Raw genomic sequence first — 17,255 nt, forward strand, 5'->3', positions numbered from 1 at the left:
TTCCTTCGTGGCAGGACACCCGCGCGCCAGGCGCGGAGCAGGGTCGTTCCCTGGTTCCACGCTAGGAAGACGACATTTCCATCTCCTGTGACCGTGTCACCTGTGACGTGTCACCGGTGCGCGGCCACCACCTCGGCGACGGCGGTGCGCTCGGCGGCACTCGGCTCGGCGATCGCCATGCGGCAGTGCGTGTCGACCACGTCGAGCACGCGGTACGCCTCCTTCATGCGGGCCATGTCGCCACCGATGAGCGCGACCACATCGTCGACCGCGGCCTGCGCAGCGACGATGGCCGCCGCGTCCCCGGACCGCGCGGCGTCGGCGAGGGCGCGGAACGGCTTCGGCGTGACGGACGATACCCCGGACACGACGCCCTGCGCCCCCACCTCGACGGCCGCGATCAGGTCGCGGTCGGCGCCGGTGTAGAGGTCGAAGTCGGCGGGCACGACGGCACGGTAGGCGGCGATGTCGTCGAGGGAGAGTTCGCTGATCTTGGCGCCCACGACGTTGGGCAGTCGTGCGAGACGCGCGAGGAGCTCCGGCGACACCGGGTTGCCGCTGCGGGCCGGGTAGATGTACACGTACAGCCGCCCGTCCCCGACGGCCTCCGACACCGCGCGGTAGTACTCGAAGATCGCGTCGTCCGTGGCCTGCAGGTAGTACGGCGTCAGCGCGGCGAACTCGGTCGCGCCCAGTCGGCGGGCGATACGGGTCAGCCGCACGGCCTCGAAGGTGCTGGGGCGACCGACGTGCACGACCACGCGCATGCGCTCCTGCAGCTCGGCCAACGCCGCTTCCACGATGGCCGCGAACTCGTCGGCGTCCACGGCGGGGAACTCCCCCGTCGTGCCGAGCACGAACGCTCCCTCGTTCCCCGAGTCGGCGACGAACCGGAAGATCGCACGCGAGCCCTCGATGTCGAGGGTGCCGTCGCGGTGGAACGCGGTGGGCACGGCGGTCAGGATGTCATAGCGGGTCACTTCTCGGTCTCCTCGGAGTTCTTGCGGGTCTTGCGGGCACGACGCCCTGAGGTGTCGACGTTGCGGACGGTGGAGGTGAGCAGATCGGGCTGGGCTGCGAGCTCGTCGTGTGCCTTCTCGATCTGCTGGATGCTGTCGTCGTGCAGGATCGAGTCCGCGAGCGAGGCGCGCTCGGCACGGGGCCTCCGGGCGGCGCGGATGGCCGGCATCACGATCGAGAGCACGGCCAGGGCGAGCAGCACGAGCGCGATGGGGCTGACCACCTCGAAGAACGGACGCGTGGGGAGGATCGCCAGCGTGCGGGCGAGGTTCTCCTCGGCGAGCGGTCCGAGCAGGAGGCCGAGCACGACCGGACCGGCCGGCACCTGCATGCGCTTGAGCAGCACGCCGATCACACCGAAGACGAGCATCGTCACGACCGTCGACAGGCTGTTCGAGGTGGCGTAGGTGCCGATGATGCAGAAGATCAGGATGCCGCTCCACAGATACGGCTGTGGCACGTCGAGCAGCTTCACCATGCCCTTCATGCGCACCAGGCTGAGCGCGAGAGAGAGGATCGTCGCGATCAGCATGATGCCCACGATCGAGACGACCAGGTCGGGGCGGTTGGTGAAGAGTGTGGGACCGGGGGTGATGCCCCAGATGATCATCGAGCCGATCATCACGGCCATCACCGAGTCACCGGGGATGCCGAGGGCCATGGTCGTCGTGAGGGAGCCGCCGAGGGTGGCGCTGGAGGCGGTGTCGGAGGCGGCGACACCCTCGATCGATCCCTTGCCGAACATCTCGGGGTGCTTCGACGCCTTGCGTGCCCGCTCCCACCCGATGAGTCCGGCGATGTCCCCACCGGCCGCGGGGATGAGCCCGACACCGAGTCCGACGGCGCCGCCGACCGCGGTCGCGCGCCCGCTCTGCTTCAGTTCGGCGCGGTTCGGCCACCAGCGGCCGAGACTCGAGATCGGGCGCACGGCCGACTTCCGATGCGTGAGCAGCTGGTCGAACAGCTCGGCGATGCCGAAGAGTCCGATGATCACGGCGATGAAGTTGACACCCTCGACGAGTTCGAGCACCCCGAAGGTGAAGCGCTGGTCGGCGGTGGCCGCGTACGTGCCGACGCTGCCGAGCATGAGGCCGAAGAGTCCGGCGAGAATGCCCTTGAGCATCGACTTCGACGAGATGCCGATCATGATCGCGATGCCGAAGACCACGAGCGCGAACAGCTCGGGCGACTTGAAGTAGTCGCGGGCGAAGCTGGCGATCGGCACGGCGGCGACCGCGAAGAGCACGAGTGAGGCGAGGATGCCGACCGCCGAGACGATCGCCGAGACGGTGAGCGCGAGCCCCGCCCTTCCCTGCTTCGCCATCGGATACCCGTCGAGGGTGGTGGCGATGGACGCGGGCGTGCCCGGGGTGTTGATCAGGATGGACGGCACCCGGTCGCCGAAGTTCGCCGCGACGTAGATCGTCAGCAGCACGGCGAGACCCTGCACGGGCTCGAGGGTCATCGTGAAGCCGGCGGCGAGGGCGACGGCCATGGTCGCGGTGATGCCGGGGAACGCTCCGACCATGAACCCGAGCACGAGGCCGACGAGCATGTAGAGCAGGATCGAGATGTCGAGGAGCGAGTTCAGCCCCTCCATGAGCGCGTTCACAGGGGGATCCTCAGGAGCATCCCGAACACGACGTAGACGAACGCCGTGACGGAGGCGGAGTAGATGACGAGGCTCAGCCAGCGGCGGTGGCCGTAGAGGAGCATGAGGGCGGCCATCAGCAGAGCGGCGGCGATCGGGAAGACCTCGATGCGGTAGCCGAACAGGATGACCGAACCCAGCGACCACAGCGCGATGAAGGTGCCGGTGATCGCGAGGGTGGCGATCACGCGCAGGTAGCCTCCTGGCTGGATGCGCTCGAGGTCTTCACGGGTGGGGGCCGGACGGGTGATCGCGACCGCGAGCAGCGCGATGGCGATGACGACGCCGGTGACCCCGATGACGAGGGGCCAGAAGCGGGCGTCGATCTGCCCGGGGGCGGCCTCGCGGCGCAGCGGGATCTGCGTTGCGAGGAAGAGGTAGCCGGCGGTGAACCCGAGGGCGACGACCGCGAACACGATCTCGAGGGGACGCGAGGCGGAGGCGCCCTGGTACCCGTCGTCCGTGGCGGCGACGGAGACGTGCGTTGCAGACCCGTCCGATGCGGAGGTCGACATGGTGCTCCTTTCCTGATCCGAGAAGTGAGGGTGGGTGCTGCGGAGCCGGTGATGAGCCCGGCCCCGCAGCATCGGCGACCCGGTCTTCTCAGCCCAGGAGGTCCTTGAAGAGGTCGAACTGCTCGTCGACGAAGGTGGTCCACTCGGCGGAGTCGCGGTACACGACCAGGTTTCCGGCATCGGCCTGGAACTTCTGGTAGCTGTCGGACTCGACGGCTTCCTTCACGGCGGCTTCGAGCGTGGTCTTGACGTCGTCAGGGAGACCCTTGGGTGCGTAGATGCCGCCCCAGCCACCGAAGATCACGTCTTCGCCGATGGCCTCTTCGACCGTCTCGACGTCTTCCGCGTCGGGGTGGCGCACGTCGTTCATGACAGCCAGGATGCGCACGGCCTCACCCTGCGCCAGGGCTTCGCCGAGGCCGGAGACGGCGGCGACGGTCTCACCCGATGCCGCTGCTGCGACGGCTGTCGCTCCTCCGTCGTACGGCACCGGGGTGAAGTCGGCGTCCGTCGCGTCGCCGAGCCCGATGGTGGCGGCCTCCCAGATGGAGCCGGCGCCGGAGTTGGCGACCGTCACGGCACCCGCCTTCGCCTGAGAGACGAGGTCTTCCAGGGTCTCGATACCGCTGTTCGCGCCGACCGTGACCACGCCGGGGGCGAGCATGATCTGGCCGAGCAGGTCGAAGTCGTCCGGCAGCACGTTCGCACTCTGCGTGGTGTTGAGCATCGCGATCTCGACCGGCGCGAATCCGATGACATACCCGTCGGGATCCTGCGCGCCCACGTACTCCATGGCCAGCGCTCCGGCGGCACCGGGCATGTTCTCCGGGATGACGCTGACGCCGAGGATCTTCTCCAGCTCGGTGGCCAGCGCGCGCGACGAGAGGTCGGACCCTCCGCCGGGGTTGGCCTGGATGATGAGTCGGATGTCGTTCTCGGGGAACGCCGATCCGGCTTCCTCGCCCTCCTCGACCTTGGTGCAGGCCGAGACGATGAGAGCGGTGGCTGCGAGGGCGGCGATCGCGGCGGCCGCCCGGGTGATGCGCTTGCGGGGCATCTTTGCTCCTCTACGTGGGTCGACCCTGTTGTCGACTCCCCGACCGTAGCAGTGTTGACTGTTAACAGTCAACACTGGCGGATGCGCGAATGGCGTCCCGCCGGCGATGCGTTCCTTCTAGGATGGCCGAAGGCGACCGTAGGAGGGGCGGAGCACATGTTCGACGAGCGACGGCGACAGGCAGCGCTCGAGGAACTGGGGATCCTTGACACACCACCGGACGAGCGCGTGGACCGGGTGGCACGGCTGGCGAAGGAGATGTTCGGCGTGCCGATGGTCAGCGTCTCGCTGATCGACCGTGATCGGCAATGGCGCAAGGCGCAGATCGGGCTGGGCGGGAACGAAGCCCCCCGGCAGGACTCCTTCTGCGACTACACGGTGTCGCAGGACGCGACCGTGGTGGTCGAAGATGCCCTCATCACCGATGTCTTCGCCGACAACCCGTTCGTCACCGGGGACCCGCACCTGCGTTTCTATGCCGGCCACCCGCTGCACGCGCCCGGCGGCGAGCCCGTCGGCACCCTGTGCGTGCTCGACACCGAGCCCCACACCTTCACCGAAGCGCAGCGCGACCTGCTGCGCGACCTGGCGTTCTGGGTGCAGACCGAGCTCGCCCAGGACCAGGACATCGACCACGCGGCTGTTCTCCAGCGCGCGCTGCGACCACGCTCGAACCCCGAGCTCGATGGTTACACGATCGCTGCGGGTGCCGCCCCGCGCGGCATGCTCGCGGGCGACTACTACGACTTCTCGACGCACGGAGGGGCGCTGCGCATCACGGTGGCCGACGCGATGGGCAAGGGCACCGGCCCCGCACTCGTCGCCGCGACCGTGCGAGCGTCGTTGCGGACGGCGCCCGAGCGCTCGCTCGCCGTCTCCGTGGCCGACGTCGATCGTCTGCTCGAAGAGGACCTCGCCGACACGGCGATGTTCGTCACCGCCATGGTCGCCGAGCTGCGACCCGAGAGCGGGGATCTGGACGTGATCGACGCCGGGCACAACCTCGCCTTCGTGATCCGGGCCGACGGTTCCTGGACGCACCTGCGCTCCAAGAACCTCCCGCTCGGGATGGGCATGGGCGTCGTCGATGCCCGCGTCCCGATGACCACGAGGCTCGAACCCGGCGACACGTTCATCTGCTGCAGCGACGGACTGCTGGATGTGCTCGACGCCGACGATCCCTTCGCCCATGTGCAGCGCGTGCTCCGAGCGCTCGGCCCGGAGGGTGCGGTGCGCGAGGCGCTGCGACTCGCCGCCGACGATCGTGCGACGGACGACATCACCGTCGTGGTGGTGCGGAGGGACGCATGACCGCCCGGTTCGCGGCGATCCGCATCCTCGCCCTGCTCTCCGTGCTGCTGGGTGTCAACTACGTGGCATGGCGCTGGCTCGAATCGGTCAACTGGTCGGCGTGGTGGATCGCCGTGCCCCTCGTGATCGCCGAGACCTACAGCCTGATCGACACGTTCCTGTTCTGCCTCACGATGTGGCGCGCACGCGAGCGGCCGGCCCCCGTCTCGCCGCCGCAGGGGACAGTCGACGTGTTCATCACGACGTACGACGAACCGGTGGCTCTGGTGATGACCACCGCCCGCGCGGCGAAGAACATCGCCTACCCCCACTCGACCTGGATCCTCGACGACGGCTCGCGCCCCGAGTTGGAGGCCGAAGCCCGAGCGGCGGGGGTCGGCTACCTCACGCGCTCGGAGGAGTGGACGGGAAAGCCGCGGCATGCCAAGGCCGGCAACCTGAACAGCGCACTGTTCCAGACCGACGGCGAGTTCCTCCTCATCCTCGACGCCGATCAGGTTCCCGATCCACTGATCCTCCATCGCACGCTCGGATACTTCGCGGACGACGAGGAGGTCGCCCTCGTGCAGACGCCGCAGTGGTTCGTGAACGTCGATGACGCCGATCCGCTGGGCAGCCAGGCGCCGCTGTTCTACGGTCCGATCCAGCAGGGCAAGGACGGATGGAACGCCGCCTTCTTCTGCGGCTCGAACGCCGTGCTGCGACGCGAAGCCCTGATGCGACTCGGGATCGTGGGGTATGTGCGCGACGTCACCGACTCGGCCTCCCGGGCACTCAAGGCCGCCGAGACCCTGATCGCGCGGGAGGCGCAGACCGCAGCGGATTCCGCCCTGGCGACGGAGCTGTCGGCGCTGCGCATCGCGATCAGCCGCGGACGGAAGGAACTCGCGGCCGGAGAATCGGTCGCCGATGTCGCCGCGCGGGTGCGCGAGTCGGTCGACCATGCCTCACGCATCCTCATCGCGCACGATATGGACGGCATCAGGGCTGACCTGGCGGAGATAGGCGCCCTTCCGCTGCAGCAGGACGCCGAGCTGGGCGCGGTGATCGTCGACGAGGCCGGCCTCGATGCCCTCGCCGCCTCCGACCTCTCCCCGGTCACCGCCGTCGCCGCTGTGCGGGGTCTGCTGGACGCGTTGCGGTTGGACCGTGGCGACGAGGCACAGCCCATCCTCCCCCTCGCGACGATCTCGGTCACCGAGGACATGGCCACGGCCATGCAGCTGCACGCCCTCGGCTGGAAGAGCGTGTACCACCACGAGATCCTGGCGCACGGTCTCGCTCCCGAAGACCTCCGCACGATGCTGACGCAGCGACTGCGCTGGGCGCAGGGCACTCTGCAGGTGATGCTGCGGGACAACCCGCTCGTCAAACGGGGCCTCTCGGCCGGACAGCGGCTGATGTACTTCTCCACGATGTGGACGTACCTGTCGGGATTCGCCGCGATCGTCTATCTCGTGGCCCCGGTCGTCTACCTGGTGTGGGGTGTGCTTCCGGTCACCGCCTGGTCGTTGGATTTCTTCGCCCGCTTCCTGCCGTACTTCCTCGTGAATCAGGCGCTGTTCCTCGTGGTCGCGAAGGGCGTGCGCACCTGGAGGGGGCAGCAGTACTCGCTCGCACTGTTCCCGGTATGGATCCGTGCCTGCTGGACGGCATTCGCCAACGTCGCACTCGGCCGCCCGCTTTCCTTCGCCGTCACGCGGAAGGACGGCCGCGACCCCCGCGGCATCCCCTGGGGGCAGATCTGGCCCCAGCTCACCGCGATGGCGATGCTCGCGCTCGCCCTCATCATCGGCATCACCCGCGTGATCATCGGAACCGCCGACGGCACCGGCACGATCGTGAACACGGCTTGGGTGCTGTACGACCTGGTCGTGCTCAGCGTCATCATCCAGGCCGCCCGCTACCGCGGACCGGCCGCCCGCGCCCTCGAGAAGGAGTCGAATGAACGTCAGCACTGAGAACAGGGATGGCTATGCCGTGATCGCGATCACGGGGCGGCTGACCGCTTCGGGCGCGCCGCTGCTGCGAAACGCGGTGAGCGACCTCGTCACCGCAGGACAGCCCCGCATCGCGATCGATCTGCGTGGCACGGAATTCGTCGATTCCTCCGGACTCGGCGCCCTCGTCGGAGGCCTCAAGAGCGCCCGGGTCGCAGGCGGAGACCTGCGGATCGCCGCCGTGCCCGACGCGGTGAAGACGGTCCTGCACCTCACCAACCTCGATCGCGTGCTTCGCGACTACCCCACGCCGGAATCGGCGTTCGATGGCAGCTGAACCGCCGGGCTTCCACATCGACGGGCGGGCAGAACTCGCCCTCGTCGACCGCGTCCTGGATGAGCTCGACCGGCTCTGGATACGCGCGCCCGGCGTCCCCGCCGAAGACCGCACCCTCTTCACGCTCGCGCTCAGCGAAGTCGCGACCAACATCGCACAGCACAGCCGGGGCATCGACGTGACGATGAGCGTGGATGTGCGCGCTTCCGACGGTGCGCTGCACGCTGAGGTCGTCGACTCGGCGGAACCGGCGACGATCGACTGGGACGGCGTCGTGATGCCCGAGCAGGCGAGCGAGAACGGACGCGGTCTTGCTCTGGCGCAGGCCGCTCTCGACGAGTTCAGCCATTCGGCGACAGCCCGCGGCAACACCTGGGGGCTGGTGCGTCGGCTGCAGGTGCATCCGAACGATCCGTCGATCTGACGGTCAGCGTCCGCCCACCTCGTGCAGCATGCGCTCGCGTGCACCGTCGAGGTGGGCGCTCAACACCTCGGCAGCAGCTTCCTGGGTACCGGTGCGCATGACCTCGAGCAGCTTCACATGATCGTCTGACGACTCATGGAGATCCTCGTCATGATTGATCGTGACCTCGAGCAGCGCCGTGAACGTCGGCAGGTACTGGTTCCACGCCCCCTCGAGGCGCGGGTGATCGGCGAGCGCGTAGATCTGCGAGTGGAACTCGAGGTCGGCGGTGACGAACGCCGCGTGGTCTCCGGCATCGGCGGCTTCGGCCATCCGCGCGACGGCGGCGGAGATGGCCTCCCAGCGCTCGTCGTCGTCGACGCGCATCGCTCGAGAGAGGGCGAGCTGTTCGAGAGCGCCCCGCAGGCTGTACAGCTGATCGACGTCGTCGCGGGTGAGTCCGACGATGTAGACCCCACGCGGACGTTGCACCTCGACGAGCTTCTCGAAGCTCAGCTGCGTCAGGGCATCGCGCACCGGTCCCCGACTGACCGAGAACTCCTCGGCGAGCGCTTCTTCGGTGATGCGTGCGCCCGGGGCGAGTTCGCCGCGCACGATGCGCTGGCGGAGCACCCGCGCCACCTGGGCGCCGAGGGATTCTCCGCGCGTGACGGTCTGCGTCATGGTGACCTCCTGTTAACTGTTGACAGGATACACACCGCCCATCGCGAGTGACCTAGGCGCTCCCGCGCGGGTCCCAGAGCACGACCTCGGTCGAGCGCCGAAGGCGGCGACCGGTCGGCATGGGCACGACGCCCGCGGACCCGGCGGCGAACACGCGCACGCCCGGACGGCTCTCGCGCTCGGTGCGCAGCGCGCTCTCGAGCACGGTGATTCGATTACGCAGCGCCCTGTTCTCGTCTTCCAGGTCGAGCAGGCGAGCGATCGCGGGAAGGCTCACCCCTTCGGAGGAGAGCTGAGCGACCTCGCGCAACTGCTCGATGTTGCGTGTCGAGTAGCGGCGCGAGCCCCCTGAGGTGCGCCCGGGGACGACGAGGCCGATGCGGTCGTACTGCCGCAGGGTCTGCGGATGGAGGCCGGAGAGTTCGGCGGCGGCGGCGATCGCGAACACCGGGGTGTCGGCATTCATCATGAACGCCTCCGCCCCCGGTGTCCGCTTCGACGACCGGTCATCGCCGCGCCTTCGCCATCAGCTCGGCCCGCGGGTTCTCCGTGGGCTCGAGTTCCTGGAACTTCTCCAGCGCTTCGCGTGCGGCCTCATCGAGGTGCGTGGGCACCGCGACCTGAAGCTCGGCGAGCAGGTCGCCCGTGCCCTTCGAGGTGGTGACACCGCGGCCCTTGACCCGCAGCACCCGCCCGGAGGGGGTGCCGGGTGCGACGCGGAGTTTCACCACGTCGCCGCCGAGGGTGGGCACCTCGATGGTCGCCCCGAGAGTGGCCTCGGTGAACGTCACCGGGACGACGACTCGCAGGTTGAGACCGTCGCGGGTGAAGACCGGATGCGGGCGCACCGCGATCTGCACCACGATGTCGCCGCTCTCTCCGCCATCGGGCGAGGGACGACCGCGCCCGCGCAGACGGATCTTCTGGCCGTCGGCGACACCCGCAGGGATCTTCACCTTGAACGGCTTGCCGTCTTCACCCTGCAGCGAGATGGTCTCGCCCTGCACGGCGGTGATGAAGTCGAGCGTGGTGCGGGCCGTGACGTCGGCACCGCGCTGCGGACCACCGAAGCCGCGGTAACCGCCGCTCGGCTGACCGAAGCGACCGTTGCCGAAGCTCGCGCCCTGCCCCTGGTTGAACATCGCGAAGATGTCCTCGAAGTCGGCAGTCTGCCCGCGGCCCTGCTGTCCGAAACGGCTGAACACGTCTTCGAAGCCGCCGGCCCCCTGGCCGCCCGCCGTGAAGCGGGCGCCGGAGCCCATGGCGCGGATCTCGTCGTATTCCTTGCGCTGTTCGGCGTCGGAGAGCACCGAGTAGGCCTCGCTGATCTCCTTGAACTTCGCCTCGGCCTTGGCATCACCCTGATTGGAGTCCGGATGATACTTGCGCGCGAGCTTGCGATACGTCTTCTTCAGGTCCGCATCGCTGACGTCCTTGGAGACCCCGAGGGTCTTGTAGAAGTCCTTGTCGAACCAATCCTGGCTGGCCATCGATCACCTACCCTTCCGGGACGGCGACGACGACCTTCGCGGGGCGCAACTCGACATCACCGAGGCGGTAGCCCACCTCGACGACCTCCAGCACGGTGGTCTTCTCGGCGCCGGGAGTCGGCTGCTGGAAGATGGCCTCGTGACGCTGGGGGTCGAATTCCTCGCCCTTCTCGCCGTACGCGACCACTCCGAGACGCTCCACGACCAGCCGCACCTTGTCGGCGATCACGGCGAAGGGAGTCCCCTCCACGAGATCGCCGTGCTGGGCGGCGCGGTCGAGGTCGTCGAGCACGGGGATGAGACCCTTGGCGGCCTCGCCCTTCGCGCGCTCGCTCTCGACCTGGCGCTGCTCCTCGGTGCGGCGACGGTAGTTGGCGTACTCGGCCTGGAGGCGCTTGAGGTCGTTCAGCAGCGTGGATTCCAGGTCGGCGAGCACGGCGTCTTCCGCCGCGGCCTCGCCGGTCTGCGTGGCGCCGAGGATGTCGTCGACCGTGAGGTCGTCCGGCGCACCGTCGACGGGGGTCTCGTCCGACCCCTCGGCGGCTGCCGCTTCACGGGAGTCCTGGTGGTGCGGCGCGGGGCCGGATGCCTGAGCATCCGACCCCTCGCTGCGACCTTCGGCGGACTCAGGAAACTGGTTCTCGTCGAAGTTCTTGTCCGTCATGATTACTTCTTCTCGTCCTCATCGTCGACGACCTCGGCATCGATGACGTCCTCATCGGAGGAGGGAGCGTCACCGGTCGGGGCCTCGCCGTCAGCCGAAGCGCCGGCAGCGGCATCCGCCTGCGAGGAGGCGTAGATGGCCTCGCCGAGCTTGGACTGCGACTGGTTGAGCTTGTCGAACGCGGTCTTCACAGCCTCGTCGTCTTCGCCGGCCAGCGCCGTCTTGAGCGCGTCGACGTCGGCCTTGACCTCGGTCTTCACGTCTTCGGGCAGCTTGTCGTCGTTCTCGGTGATCAGCTTGTCGATCGAGTACGCGAGGGTCTCGGCCTGGTTGCGGACCTCGGCGGCCTCACGGCGCGCCTTGTCCTCCGCTGCGTGCTCCTCAGCCTCGCGCACCATGCGCTCGATGTCTTCCTTCGACAGCGACGAGCCGCCGGAGATGACGATCGACTTCTCGGTACCCGTGCCCTTGTCCTTAGCGGACACGTGCACGATGCCGTTGGCGTCGATGTCGAAGGTGACCTCGATCTGCGGGATGCCACGGGGCGCCGGTGCGATACCCGTCAGCTCGAACGTGCCGAGCGGCTTGTTGTCGCGCGTGAAGTCACGCTCTCCCTGGAAGACCTGGATCGCGACGGACGGCTGGTTGTCGTCTGCCGTGGTGAAGGTCTCGCTGCGCTTGGTCGGGATGGCCGTGTTGCGCTCGATGAGCTTGGTCATCATGCCGCCCTTGGTCTCGATGCCGAGGCTCAGCGGGGTGACGTCGATGAGGAGAACGTCCTTGCGCTCACCCTTGAGGACACCGGCCTGGAGAGCCGCGCCGACGGCGACGACCTCGTCCGGGTTGACGCCCTTGTTCGCGTCCTTGCCGGTCTCGCGCTTGACGAGCTCGGCGACCGCAGGCATACGCGTCGATCCACCCACGAGCACGATGTGGTCGATCTCGGACACCTTGATGCCGGCTTCGCGGATGACGTCCTCGAACGGCTTCTTGGTGCGGTCGAGCAGGTCCTTCGTGAGGTCCTCGAACTTCGCGCGGGTGATGGTCTCGGACAGCGACACCGGGCCGGAGTCGGTCAGCGACAGGTACGGCAGGTTGATGCTGGTCGACGTGGAGGAGGAGAGTTCCTTCTTCGCCTGCTCCGCGGCCTCCTTGAGGCGCTGCAGGGCGATCTTGTCACCCGAGACGTCGACGCCCGTGGTCTCCTTGAACTGCTTGATCAGGTAGTCGACGAGACGCTGGTCCCAGTCGTCTCCACCGAGGCGGTTGTCGCCAGCGGTGGCGCGCACCTGGATCGTGGAGAAGTCGTCGTCCTTGCCCACTTCCAGCAGCGAGACGTCGAACGTTCCGCCACCCAGGTCGAAGACCAGGATGAGCTCGTCTTCCTTGCCCTTGTCGAGGCCGTAGGCCAGCGCGGCCGCGGTCGGCTCGTTGATGATGCGCAGGACGTTGAGGCCCGAGATCTCGCCGGCCTCCTTGGTGGCCTGACGCTCGGCGTCGTTGAAGTACGCGGGGACGGTGATGACCGCGTCGGTCACCGTGTCGCCCAGGTACGCCTCTGCGTCGCGCTTGAGCTTCATGAGGATGCGCGCGGAGATCTCCTGCGGCGTCCACTTCTTGCCGTCGACGTCGAAGCTCCAGTCGGTGCCCATGTGGCGCTTGACGGAAGCGATCGTCCGGTCGACGTTGGTGACGGCCTGGCGCTTCGCGGTCTCACCGACGAGCACCTCCCCGTCCTTGGTGAAGGCCACGACCGAGGGGGTCGTGCGGAAGCCCTCGGCGTTGGCGATGACCTTGGGCTCGCCACCCTCGAGGACGCTGACGACGGAGTTGGTGGTTCCGAGGTCGATACCGACAGCACGTGCCATGTGTTCTCTCCTTTGTTGGAAGTTCGTTGTGGTTCGGAAATCTGCGGCGATCAGGAAACCTGAGTCGCGATGACTCAAGTGTAACGAGAGGTCGCTCGAGTGTCAAATGAACTTGATATGAACGGGCTCAAGTTTGCGATTCCCCCACCTGGAAGCAGCGCGGCCACTCAGACCGGTCGCTCAGCACCGTCCCACACGGGCAGCGGCACCGTCACTCAGAACGGCGGAACCCCATGATCCTCGGCGAAGGTGACGGTGTTCTGCGGCGGCGGCCGATCGATGTAGACCTTGCCGGTCGGGCTGGTCCAGGCGTAGATCCCGCCGCCGAGGGGCTCGACCGCCCATGGCGAATGATGCTTGAGCACGTGATGACGTCGGCACAGGTGACCGAGATTCGTTTCGGCGGTGGCTCCCCCGAGCGCGGCATCCCGATGGTGATCGATGTCGCAGTCGACGGCCGCGTACCCGCAGGTGGGAAAACGACAGCGCTGATCCCTGGCGCTCAGATGCCGTTTCAGGTCGGAACTCGGACGATAACGGTCGACCGCGAGGACTGCTCCGGTGACGGGGTGGGTGAGGATCCGATCCCACCCGGATGCCGCGCCAGCCAACCTGCGGGCGGTCGGCGCGTCGATCGGGGTCCGGCCGTTCAGCTCGGCCGGGGTCGTGCCGCTTCCCATCAGGGTCGTGACGGGAACGGTGATCGACACCGATCCGCGGATCGCCGCGAGGAGCCCCTCGGGCGCGTCATGTCCTGCCGGTGCGCCGGACAGGAGCAGATCGAGGGCCAGGTCGGCGCGGATCTGCGCGATGGTGCGAGGATCCGCCTCCGCATCCTCGGTCGCAACCCCCTCCGCGACCGGCTGCTCCTGCGTGGCCTTGGCCATCTGCGTCAGCCGCTCGAAGACACCGTGGACCAGCGCGGAGGGACCGAGCAGCCCGAGCTGCGTCATCCCGTCGTCGACGTCTTTGATCCACACGGACCGCTGCTCCCGCGCATCCTCGTGCCGCTGATCGACCGATCGCGCCTGGAACCGTTCGGCGACGCGTCGCGCCATCCGCGCGACCCTGCCAGGAGACTCGCTCTCCGCGAAGGCGACCATCTGCGTCGCGTAGGCATCGCGGCCCGCCGCCTCGTCGAGATGCTCGCCGGCTTCGCACACGACCCTGGCGTGCGCCGCGCTGATGCGCCCGGCGCCCTGCGCTTCCCAGACCAGCGGGAAGCGCTCCACGACCCACGCCGCATCCGCCATGCGGCGCTGCACCGTGCGGTCGCTCACACGCAGCGCCGCGGCGAACTCCGCGGCCACGGTGCGCGCCGTCATCTCCCCATGATCGGGATGCTCCGCCTGCGCGGCGACGTCGAGCGCGAGCCGCGAGCCCACTGCGAGGATGCCGTCGCGCGCGGCCTGCAGACTGCTGATCGTGCGCTCGACCTCGACGAGCATCTCGGTGAGCGCGGCGAGCGCCCCCACCTGCTCGAGAGTCGCATCCGCCAGTGCCGTCATACCGTCAGTGAACCAGGAGCCACCGACATTCAAAGGCCCAGATCAGCGGCTGAAAACGATATATCGGAATGCGGTCCGGAGCCGGAGAATGCGGCGTCAGGAGAGACCGCATCCGCGCCCGCCCCTCCCCTGACGTGATACTTGACCCTGACACAGTGGCAGACGGGAGAACTGAGACATGTTGTCCATCGGAGCGTTCGCGCAGGTCGGCCAGGTGACCCATCGGATGCTCCGGCATTGGGACACCGCCGGCCTGCTCGTGCCCGCCCACGTGGACGAGTTCAGCGGCTACCGCTCCTACGATCCCTCGCAGCTGGAACGGCTGCATCGGATCGTCGCCCTGCGCCAGCTGGGTTTCGGGCTCGACGACATCTCGACGATCCTCGAACGGGGTGTCGATGCCGAGCGCATCGCCGCCCTGCTGCGGATCCGTCGCGCAGAGGTCGAGCAGGAGCATCGGATCGCCGCGGAGAGACTCGTCGACGTGGAGAGGCGCCTCCACCTCATCGAAAGAGAGAATCACATGTCTCAGATCGAGATCGTCGACAAGCCCCTCCCCGCCGTCCGCCTCGCGGCCATCCGCACGATCGTCGCCGATCAGCCGGCGGTCGCGGGGGTGGTCGGACCCGCGTTCGACGCGGTGGCGGAGATCATCGGCGACCAGCACTCCCTGTCCACCCCGATCGCCGAGTACGAGACGCTCGACGACGGCCTGCAGGTCATCGCCGGATACGCCTACACCGGCCCCGCACAGGATGGGTTCGAGATCATCGAGCTCCCGGCGGCGGCGGGCGCCGTGTGCGGCATCCACCTCGGCTCGATGGATCGCATCGCCGAGAGCTGGCAGTCGATCCACACCGAGATCTTCGCCCGCGGTCTGGTCCACGACGGCCCCTGCCGCGAGCTCTACGTGCGCGCCGTCTCGGAAGACCAGTCCGACTGGGTCACCGAACTGCAGCAGCCCGTGCGGCGCGGGTAGGTCGGGCCGGAAGGCACCGACCCGGTCAGCCGAACAGTGGCAGGATGAAAGTAAGGCGCGCCTTACCGGCCGCCCGGCGGCGTCGCCTCGGCAGACGCCGAGCGATGGATCCGCCCCTTTCTCGGAAGGACCACGCGGATGACATCACTCACACCGAGAGCGGACGAGCCCGCCGACTACGACGTGCTCGTCGTGGGTGGCGGACCCGCCGGCCTCTCCGCTGCGCTCAACCTCGGCCGCGCCCTCGCGCGCGTGCTCGTGATCGACGCCGATCGTCCCCGCAACGCGGCCACGCTGCGATCGCACGGATTCCTGACCCGCGACGGCATCCCGCCTCAAGAACTGCGTCGCCTCGCCAGGGCAGAGCTCGCGGCCTACCCGAACGTCGAGGTGAGATCACGGACCCGCGTGGCCGCTCTCCGCCCCGCGGCCGGCGGGTTCGCGGCGGACATCGGACGGCGCGAGACCGAGGCGACCGTGACCGCCCGCACGACGCTGCTGGCCACCGGTCTGCGCGAGACGCTCCCGGATGTCCCGAACCTGCGCGGCTACTACGGCATGAGTCTGTTCAGCTGCGCCGCCTGCGATGCGTGGGAGCTGCAGGGACGCCGACTCGCCCTCATCGGCGAGACCGCGGACCTCGCGGATCGCGCGCGACTCATCGGCCGTTGGACCGAGAACCTTGCCGTCTTCACCCACGGCGCAGACTCCGTGACACCGGACGAGGAGGCTGCCCTCGCAGCCGTCGGGATCTCCGTGCATCGGGCTCCCATCGCCGAGCTCGTGGGCGACCGAGGCCAGCTCGAAGCCATCCGCCTCGCCGACGGCACCGCGGTCGGCGTCGACGGCGGTTTCGTGCGCCCCGAGTGGGACACCACGCTGGCTTTCCTCGACGGGATCACCCCGGCGACGGACGATGCCGGGCACCTGCTCACCGACCGCTCCGGTCGCACCGACGTGCCGGGACTCTATGCCGCAGGGGATGCCGCGGCACCGGGTCCGCAGCAGCTGATCGTGGCGGCAGGGGCCGGCGCTCGGGTCGCCGCGGTGATCGTGCACGACTCGATCGGCATCGCCACCGCCCACTGAGCAGGAGTCGAGGACGGCACGGGAGTCGAGGACGGGGCGCGGGGCGCGGGGCTAGGCTGGCCCGCATGACGCGCACCTCCTCCATCCCCCTGCGCCTGGCCGCCACCGCGATCGCTGTCACGGGAGTGCTCTCGCTGAGCGGATGCCTGTACGCGCAGATCCCCGCGACATCGCCGTCCGACGCCACCTCGCCGAGCACGGAGACCGATGCACCCGTCGACGAGGCGCCCGGTTCGACCCTGACCTTCGCCAAAGGCCTCGATCTCGCCGACGACACCTACATCGAATGGGGCGACGGGCTCATGGCCGACGACGGGTGGAAGACGGTCTCACCCGACGACGGCAACGGCGGCTGGACCTACGGCACGGTCGACGGCACCTGCACAGCACGGTTCTGGCAGGGGTACACGACCGACGTGCCCGTGGTCGCCGGGGACGACAGCGCGTCATCCGATGCGATCCTCGGTGTGCTGCTGCAGACTCCGACCAGCGAGGTCACCGCGCTCGCGACCACCGGCGAGTTCAGCTATATGGCCGGCGGGAGCGGGGGCGTCGAGATGCGCCAGGTGGTGGGCGTGGACGGCAGCCGCACCTGGCTCATGGCCGCGCGCGCATTCACTCAGACCGGAGTCGGCTTGTCGGTGATCGTGGACTGCACCGCCGCGGATGCGGAGGCGACGATGGCCGCGATCAACGAGGAGAACGCGGTCGTCGTCACTCCCTGAGCGCAGCGGCGGCG

The 17,255-nt window shown here is 68.5% G+C and carries 17 protein-coding genes; 7 read left to right on the forward strand and 10 right to left on the reverse strand.

Annotation, left to right across the window (positions count from 1 at the left end):
* Window positions 1-110 precede the first annotated feature (110 nt).
* The 4 genes from MicroSTF_RS10305 to MicroSTF_RS10320 all read right to left on the reverse strand — a co-directional run bounded on the left by MicroSTF_RS10305 (window position 111) and on the right by MicroSTF_RS10320 (window position 4,243).
* Entirely contained in the window at window positions 111-980 is an 870-nt protein-coding gene (locus MicroSTF_RS10305; protein ID WP_029264774.1) for a dihydrodipicolinate synthase family protein, read from the reverse strand.
* On the reverse strand, window positions 977-2,632 hold the full coding sequence (locus tag MicroSTF_RS10310; protein WP_167255260.1) for a tripartite tricarboxylate transporter permease: 1,656 nt from the start codon (window positions 2,630-2,632) through the stop codon (window positions 977-979). Before MicroSTF_RS10310 ends, MicroSTF_RS10305 begins: the two co-directional genes overlap by 4 nt.
* Window positions 2,629-3,186 carry a tripartite tricarboxylate transporter TctB family protein gene (locus MicroSTF_RS10315; protein WP_029264776.1) on the reverse strand — a complete coding sequence of 186 codons (558 nt, stop codon included), beginning with the start codon at window positions 3,184-3,186 and terminating at the stop codon, window positions 2,629-2,631. Before MicroSTF_RS10315 ends, MicroSTF_RS10310 begins: the two co-directional genes overlap by 4 nt.
* Window positions 3,187-3,274: 88 nt before the next feature.
* On the reverse strand, window positions 3,275-4,243 hold the full coding sequence (locus MicroSTF_RS10320; protein ID WP_021201696.1) for a tripartite tricarboxylate transporter substrate binding protein: 969 nt from the start codon (window positions 4,241-4,243) through the stop codon (window positions 3,275-3,277).
* 156 nt (window positions 4,244-4,399) lie between these two features.
* On the opposite strand from MicroSTF_RS10320, the gene MicroSTF_RS10325 reads away from it, so the two are divergent.
* From MicroSTF_RS10325 to MicroSTF_RS10340, 4 genes are read left to right on the forward strand one after another with little or no spacing between them, the layout of a single operon-like run.
* Window positions 4,400-5,554, forward strand: coding sequence for a PP2C family protein-serine/threonine phosphatase (locus tag MicroSTF_RS10325; protein ID WP_021201695.1), 1,155 nt, complete (start codon window positions 4,400-4,402; stop codon window positions 5,552-5,554).
* Window positions 5,551-7,515, forward strand: a complete 1,965-nt coding sequence (locus tag MicroSTF_RS10330; protein ID WP_029259350.1) for a glycosyltransferase family 2 protein — start codon at window positions 5,551-5,553, stop codon at window positions 7,513-7,515. Before MicroSTF_RS10325 ends, MicroSTF_RS10330 begins: the two co-directional genes overlap by 4 nt.
* Entirely contained in the window at window positions 7,499-7,831 is a 333-nt protein-coding gene (locus MicroSTF_RS10335; protein WP_021201693.1) for an STAS domain-containing protein, read from the forward strand. Before MicroSTF_RS10330 ends, MicroSTF_RS10335 begins: the two co-directional genes overlap by 17 nt.
* On the forward strand, window positions 7,821-8,255 hold the full coding sequence (locus tag MicroSTF_RS10340; protein ID WP_136024647.1) for an ATP-binding protein: 435 nt from the start codon (window positions 7,821-7,823) through the stop codon (window positions 8,253-8,255). The genes MicroSTF_RS10335 and MicroSTF_RS10340 overlap by 11 nt, the downstream gene beginning before the upstream one ends.
* A gap of 3 nt (window positions 8,256-8,258) precedes the next feature.
* Here MicroSTF_RS10340 and MicroSTF_RS10345 read toward each other — a convergent pair whose 3' ends face one another.
* The 6 genes from MicroSTF_RS10345 to MicroSTF_RS10370 all read right to left on the reverse strand — a co-directional run bounded on the left by MicroSTF_RS10345 (window position 8,259) and on the right by MicroSTF_RS10370 (window position 14,448).
* The gene (locus MicroSTF_RS10345; protein WP_021201691.1) at window positions 8,259-8,918 is read right to left on the reverse strand and encodes a GntR family transcriptional regulator; all 660 of its coding nucleotides are present in this window, start codon (window positions 8,916-8,918) and stop codon (window positions 8,259-8,261) included.
* A 52-nt stretch (window positions 8,919-8,970) separates the two neighbouring features.
* Complete coding sequence (locus tag MicroSTF_RS10350) at window positions 8,971-9,384, reverse strand: heat shock protein transcriptional repressor HspR (RefSeq protein ID WP_167256169.1); 414 nt, start codon at window positions 9,382-9,384, stop codon at window positions 8,971-8,973.
* A gap of 40 nt (window positions 9,385-9,424) precedes the next feature.
* The gene (locus MicroSTF_RS10355; RefSeq protein WP_021201689.1) at window positions 9,425-10,408 is read right to left on the reverse strand and encodes a DnaJ C-terminal domain-containing protein; all 984 of its coding nucleotides are present in this window, start codon (window positions 10,406-10,408) and stop codon (window positions 9,425-9,427) included.
* 7 nt (window positions 10,409-10,415) lie between these two features.
* Entirely contained in the window at window positions 10,416-11,072 is a 657-nt protein-coding gene (locus tag MicroSTF_RS10360) for a nucleotide exchange factor GrpE (RefSeq protein ID WP_021201688.1), read from the reverse strand.
* A 2-nt stretch (window positions 11,073-11,074) separates the two neighbouring features.
* Window positions 11,075-12,940: a molecular chaperone DnaK gene (dnaK, locus tag MicroSTF_RS10365; protein ID WP_021201687.1), complete on the reverse strand. Its 1,866-nt coding sequence runs from the start codon at window positions 12,938-12,940 to the stop codon at window positions 11,075-11,077.
* 215 nt (window positions 12,941-13,155) lie between these two features.
* Window positions 13,156-14,448: an HNH endonuclease signature motif containing protein gene (locus tag MicroSTF_RS10370; RefSeq protein WP_322955376.1), complete on the reverse strand. Its 1,293-nt coding sequence runs from the start codon at window positions 14,446-14,448 to the stop codon at window positions 13,156-13,158.
* Window positions 14,449-14,626: 178 nt separating this feature from the next.
* Here MicroSTF_RS10370 and MicroSTF_RS10375 point away from each other — a divergent pair, with 178 nt between their 5' ends.
* The 3 genes from MicroSTF_RS10375 to MicroSTF_RS10385 all read left to right on the forward strand — a co-directional run bounded on the left by MicroSTF_RS10375 (window position 14,627) and on the right by MicroSTF_RS10385 (window position 17,241).
* Complete coding sequence (locus MicroSTF_RS10375; RefSeq protein WP_322955377.1) at window positions 14,627-15,427, forward strand: MerR family transcriptional regulator; 801 nt, start codon at window positions 14,627-14,629, stop codon at window positions 15,425-15,427.
* Window positions 15,428-15,565: 138 nt separating this feature from the next.
* Window positions 15,566-16,516 (forward strand): NAD(P)/FAD-dependent oxidoreductase, encoded by a 951-nt coding sequence (locus tag MicroSTF_RS10380; RefSeq protein WP_029264782.1) that lies wholly within the window; start codon window positions 15,566-15,568, stop codon window positions 16,514-16,516.
* Between the two features lie 65 nt (window positions 16,517-16,581).
* Complete coding sequence (locus MicroSTF_RS10385; RefSeq protein WP_322955380.1) at window positions 16,582-17,241, forward strand: hypothetical protein; 660 nt, start codon at window positions 16,582-16,584, stop codon at window positions 17,239-17,241.
* The last annotated feature ends 14 nt before the right edge of the window (window positions 17,242-17,255 follow it).

It is taken from the genome of Microbacterium sp. STF-2, from assembly GCF_034650155.1.
GTDB lineage: Bacteria > Actinomycetota > Actinomycetes > Actinomycetales > Microbacteriaceae > Microbacterium > Microbacterium maritypicum_A.

Bases quoted from the DNA above. Each gene is read 5' to 3' on its own strand.
- MicroSTF_RS10315 (WP_029264776.1), bottom strand. From the start codon at position 3,186: ATGTCGACCTCCGCATCGGACGGGTCTGCAACGCACGTCTCCGTCGCC.
- MicroSTF_RS10320 (WP_021201696.1), bottom strand. From the start codon at position 4,243: ATGCCCCGCAAGCGCATCACCCGGGCGGCCGCCGCGATCGCCGCCCTC.
- MicroSTF_RS10325 (WP_021201695.1), top strand. From the start codon at position 4,400: ATGTTCGACGAGCGACGGCGACAGGCAGCGCTCGAGGAACTGGGGATC.
- MicroSTF_RS10330 (WP_029259350.1), top strand. From the start codon at position 5,551: ATGACCGCCCGGTTCGCGGCGATCCGCATCCTCGCCCTGCTCTCCGTG.
- MicroSTF_RS10335 (WP_021201693.1), top strand. From the start codon at position 7,499: ATGAACGTCAGCACTGAGAACAGGGATGGCTATGCCGTGATCGCGATC.
- MicroSTF_RS10340 (WP_136024647.1), top strand. From the start codon at position 7,821: ATGGCAGCTGAACCGCCGGGCTTCCACATCGACGGGCGGGCAGAACTC.
- MicroSTF_RS10345 (WP_021201691.1), bottom strand. From the start codon at position 8,918: ATGACGCAGACCGTCACGCGCGGAGAATCCCTCGGCGCCCAGGTGGCG.
- MicroSTF_RS10350 (WP_167256169.1), bottom strand. From the start codon at position 9,384: ATGAATGCCGACACCCCGGTGTTCGCGATCGCCGCCGCCGCCGAACTC.
- MicroSTF_RS10355 (WP_021201689.1), bottom strand. From the start codon at position 10,408: ATGGCCAGCCAGGATTGGTTCGACAAGGACTTCTACAAGACCCTCGGG.
- MicroSTF_RS10360 (WP_021201688.1), bottom strand. From the start codon at position 11,072: ATGACGGACAAGAACTTCGACGAGAACCAGTTTCCTGAGTCCGCCGAA.
- dnaK (WP_021201687.1), bottom strand. From the start codon at position 12,940: ATGGCACGTGCTGTCGGTATCGACCTCGGAACCACCAACTCCGTCGTC.
- MicroSTF_RS10370 (WP_322955376.1), bottom strand. From the start codon at position 14,448: ATGACGGCACTGGCGGATGCGACTCTCGAGCAGGTGGGGGCGCTCGCC.
- MicroSTF_RS10375 (WP_322955377.1), top strand. From the start codon at position 14,627: ATGTTGTCCATCGGAGCGTTCGCGCAGGTCGGCCAGGTGACCCATCGG.
- MicroSTF_RS10380 (WP_029264782.1), top strand. From the start codon at position 15,566: ATGACATCACTCACACCGAGAGCGGACGAGCCCGCCGACTACGACGTG.
- MicroSTF_RS10385 (WP_322955380.1), top strand. From the start codon at position 16,582: ATGACGCGCACCTCCTCCATCCCCCTGCGCCTGGCCGCCACCGCGATC.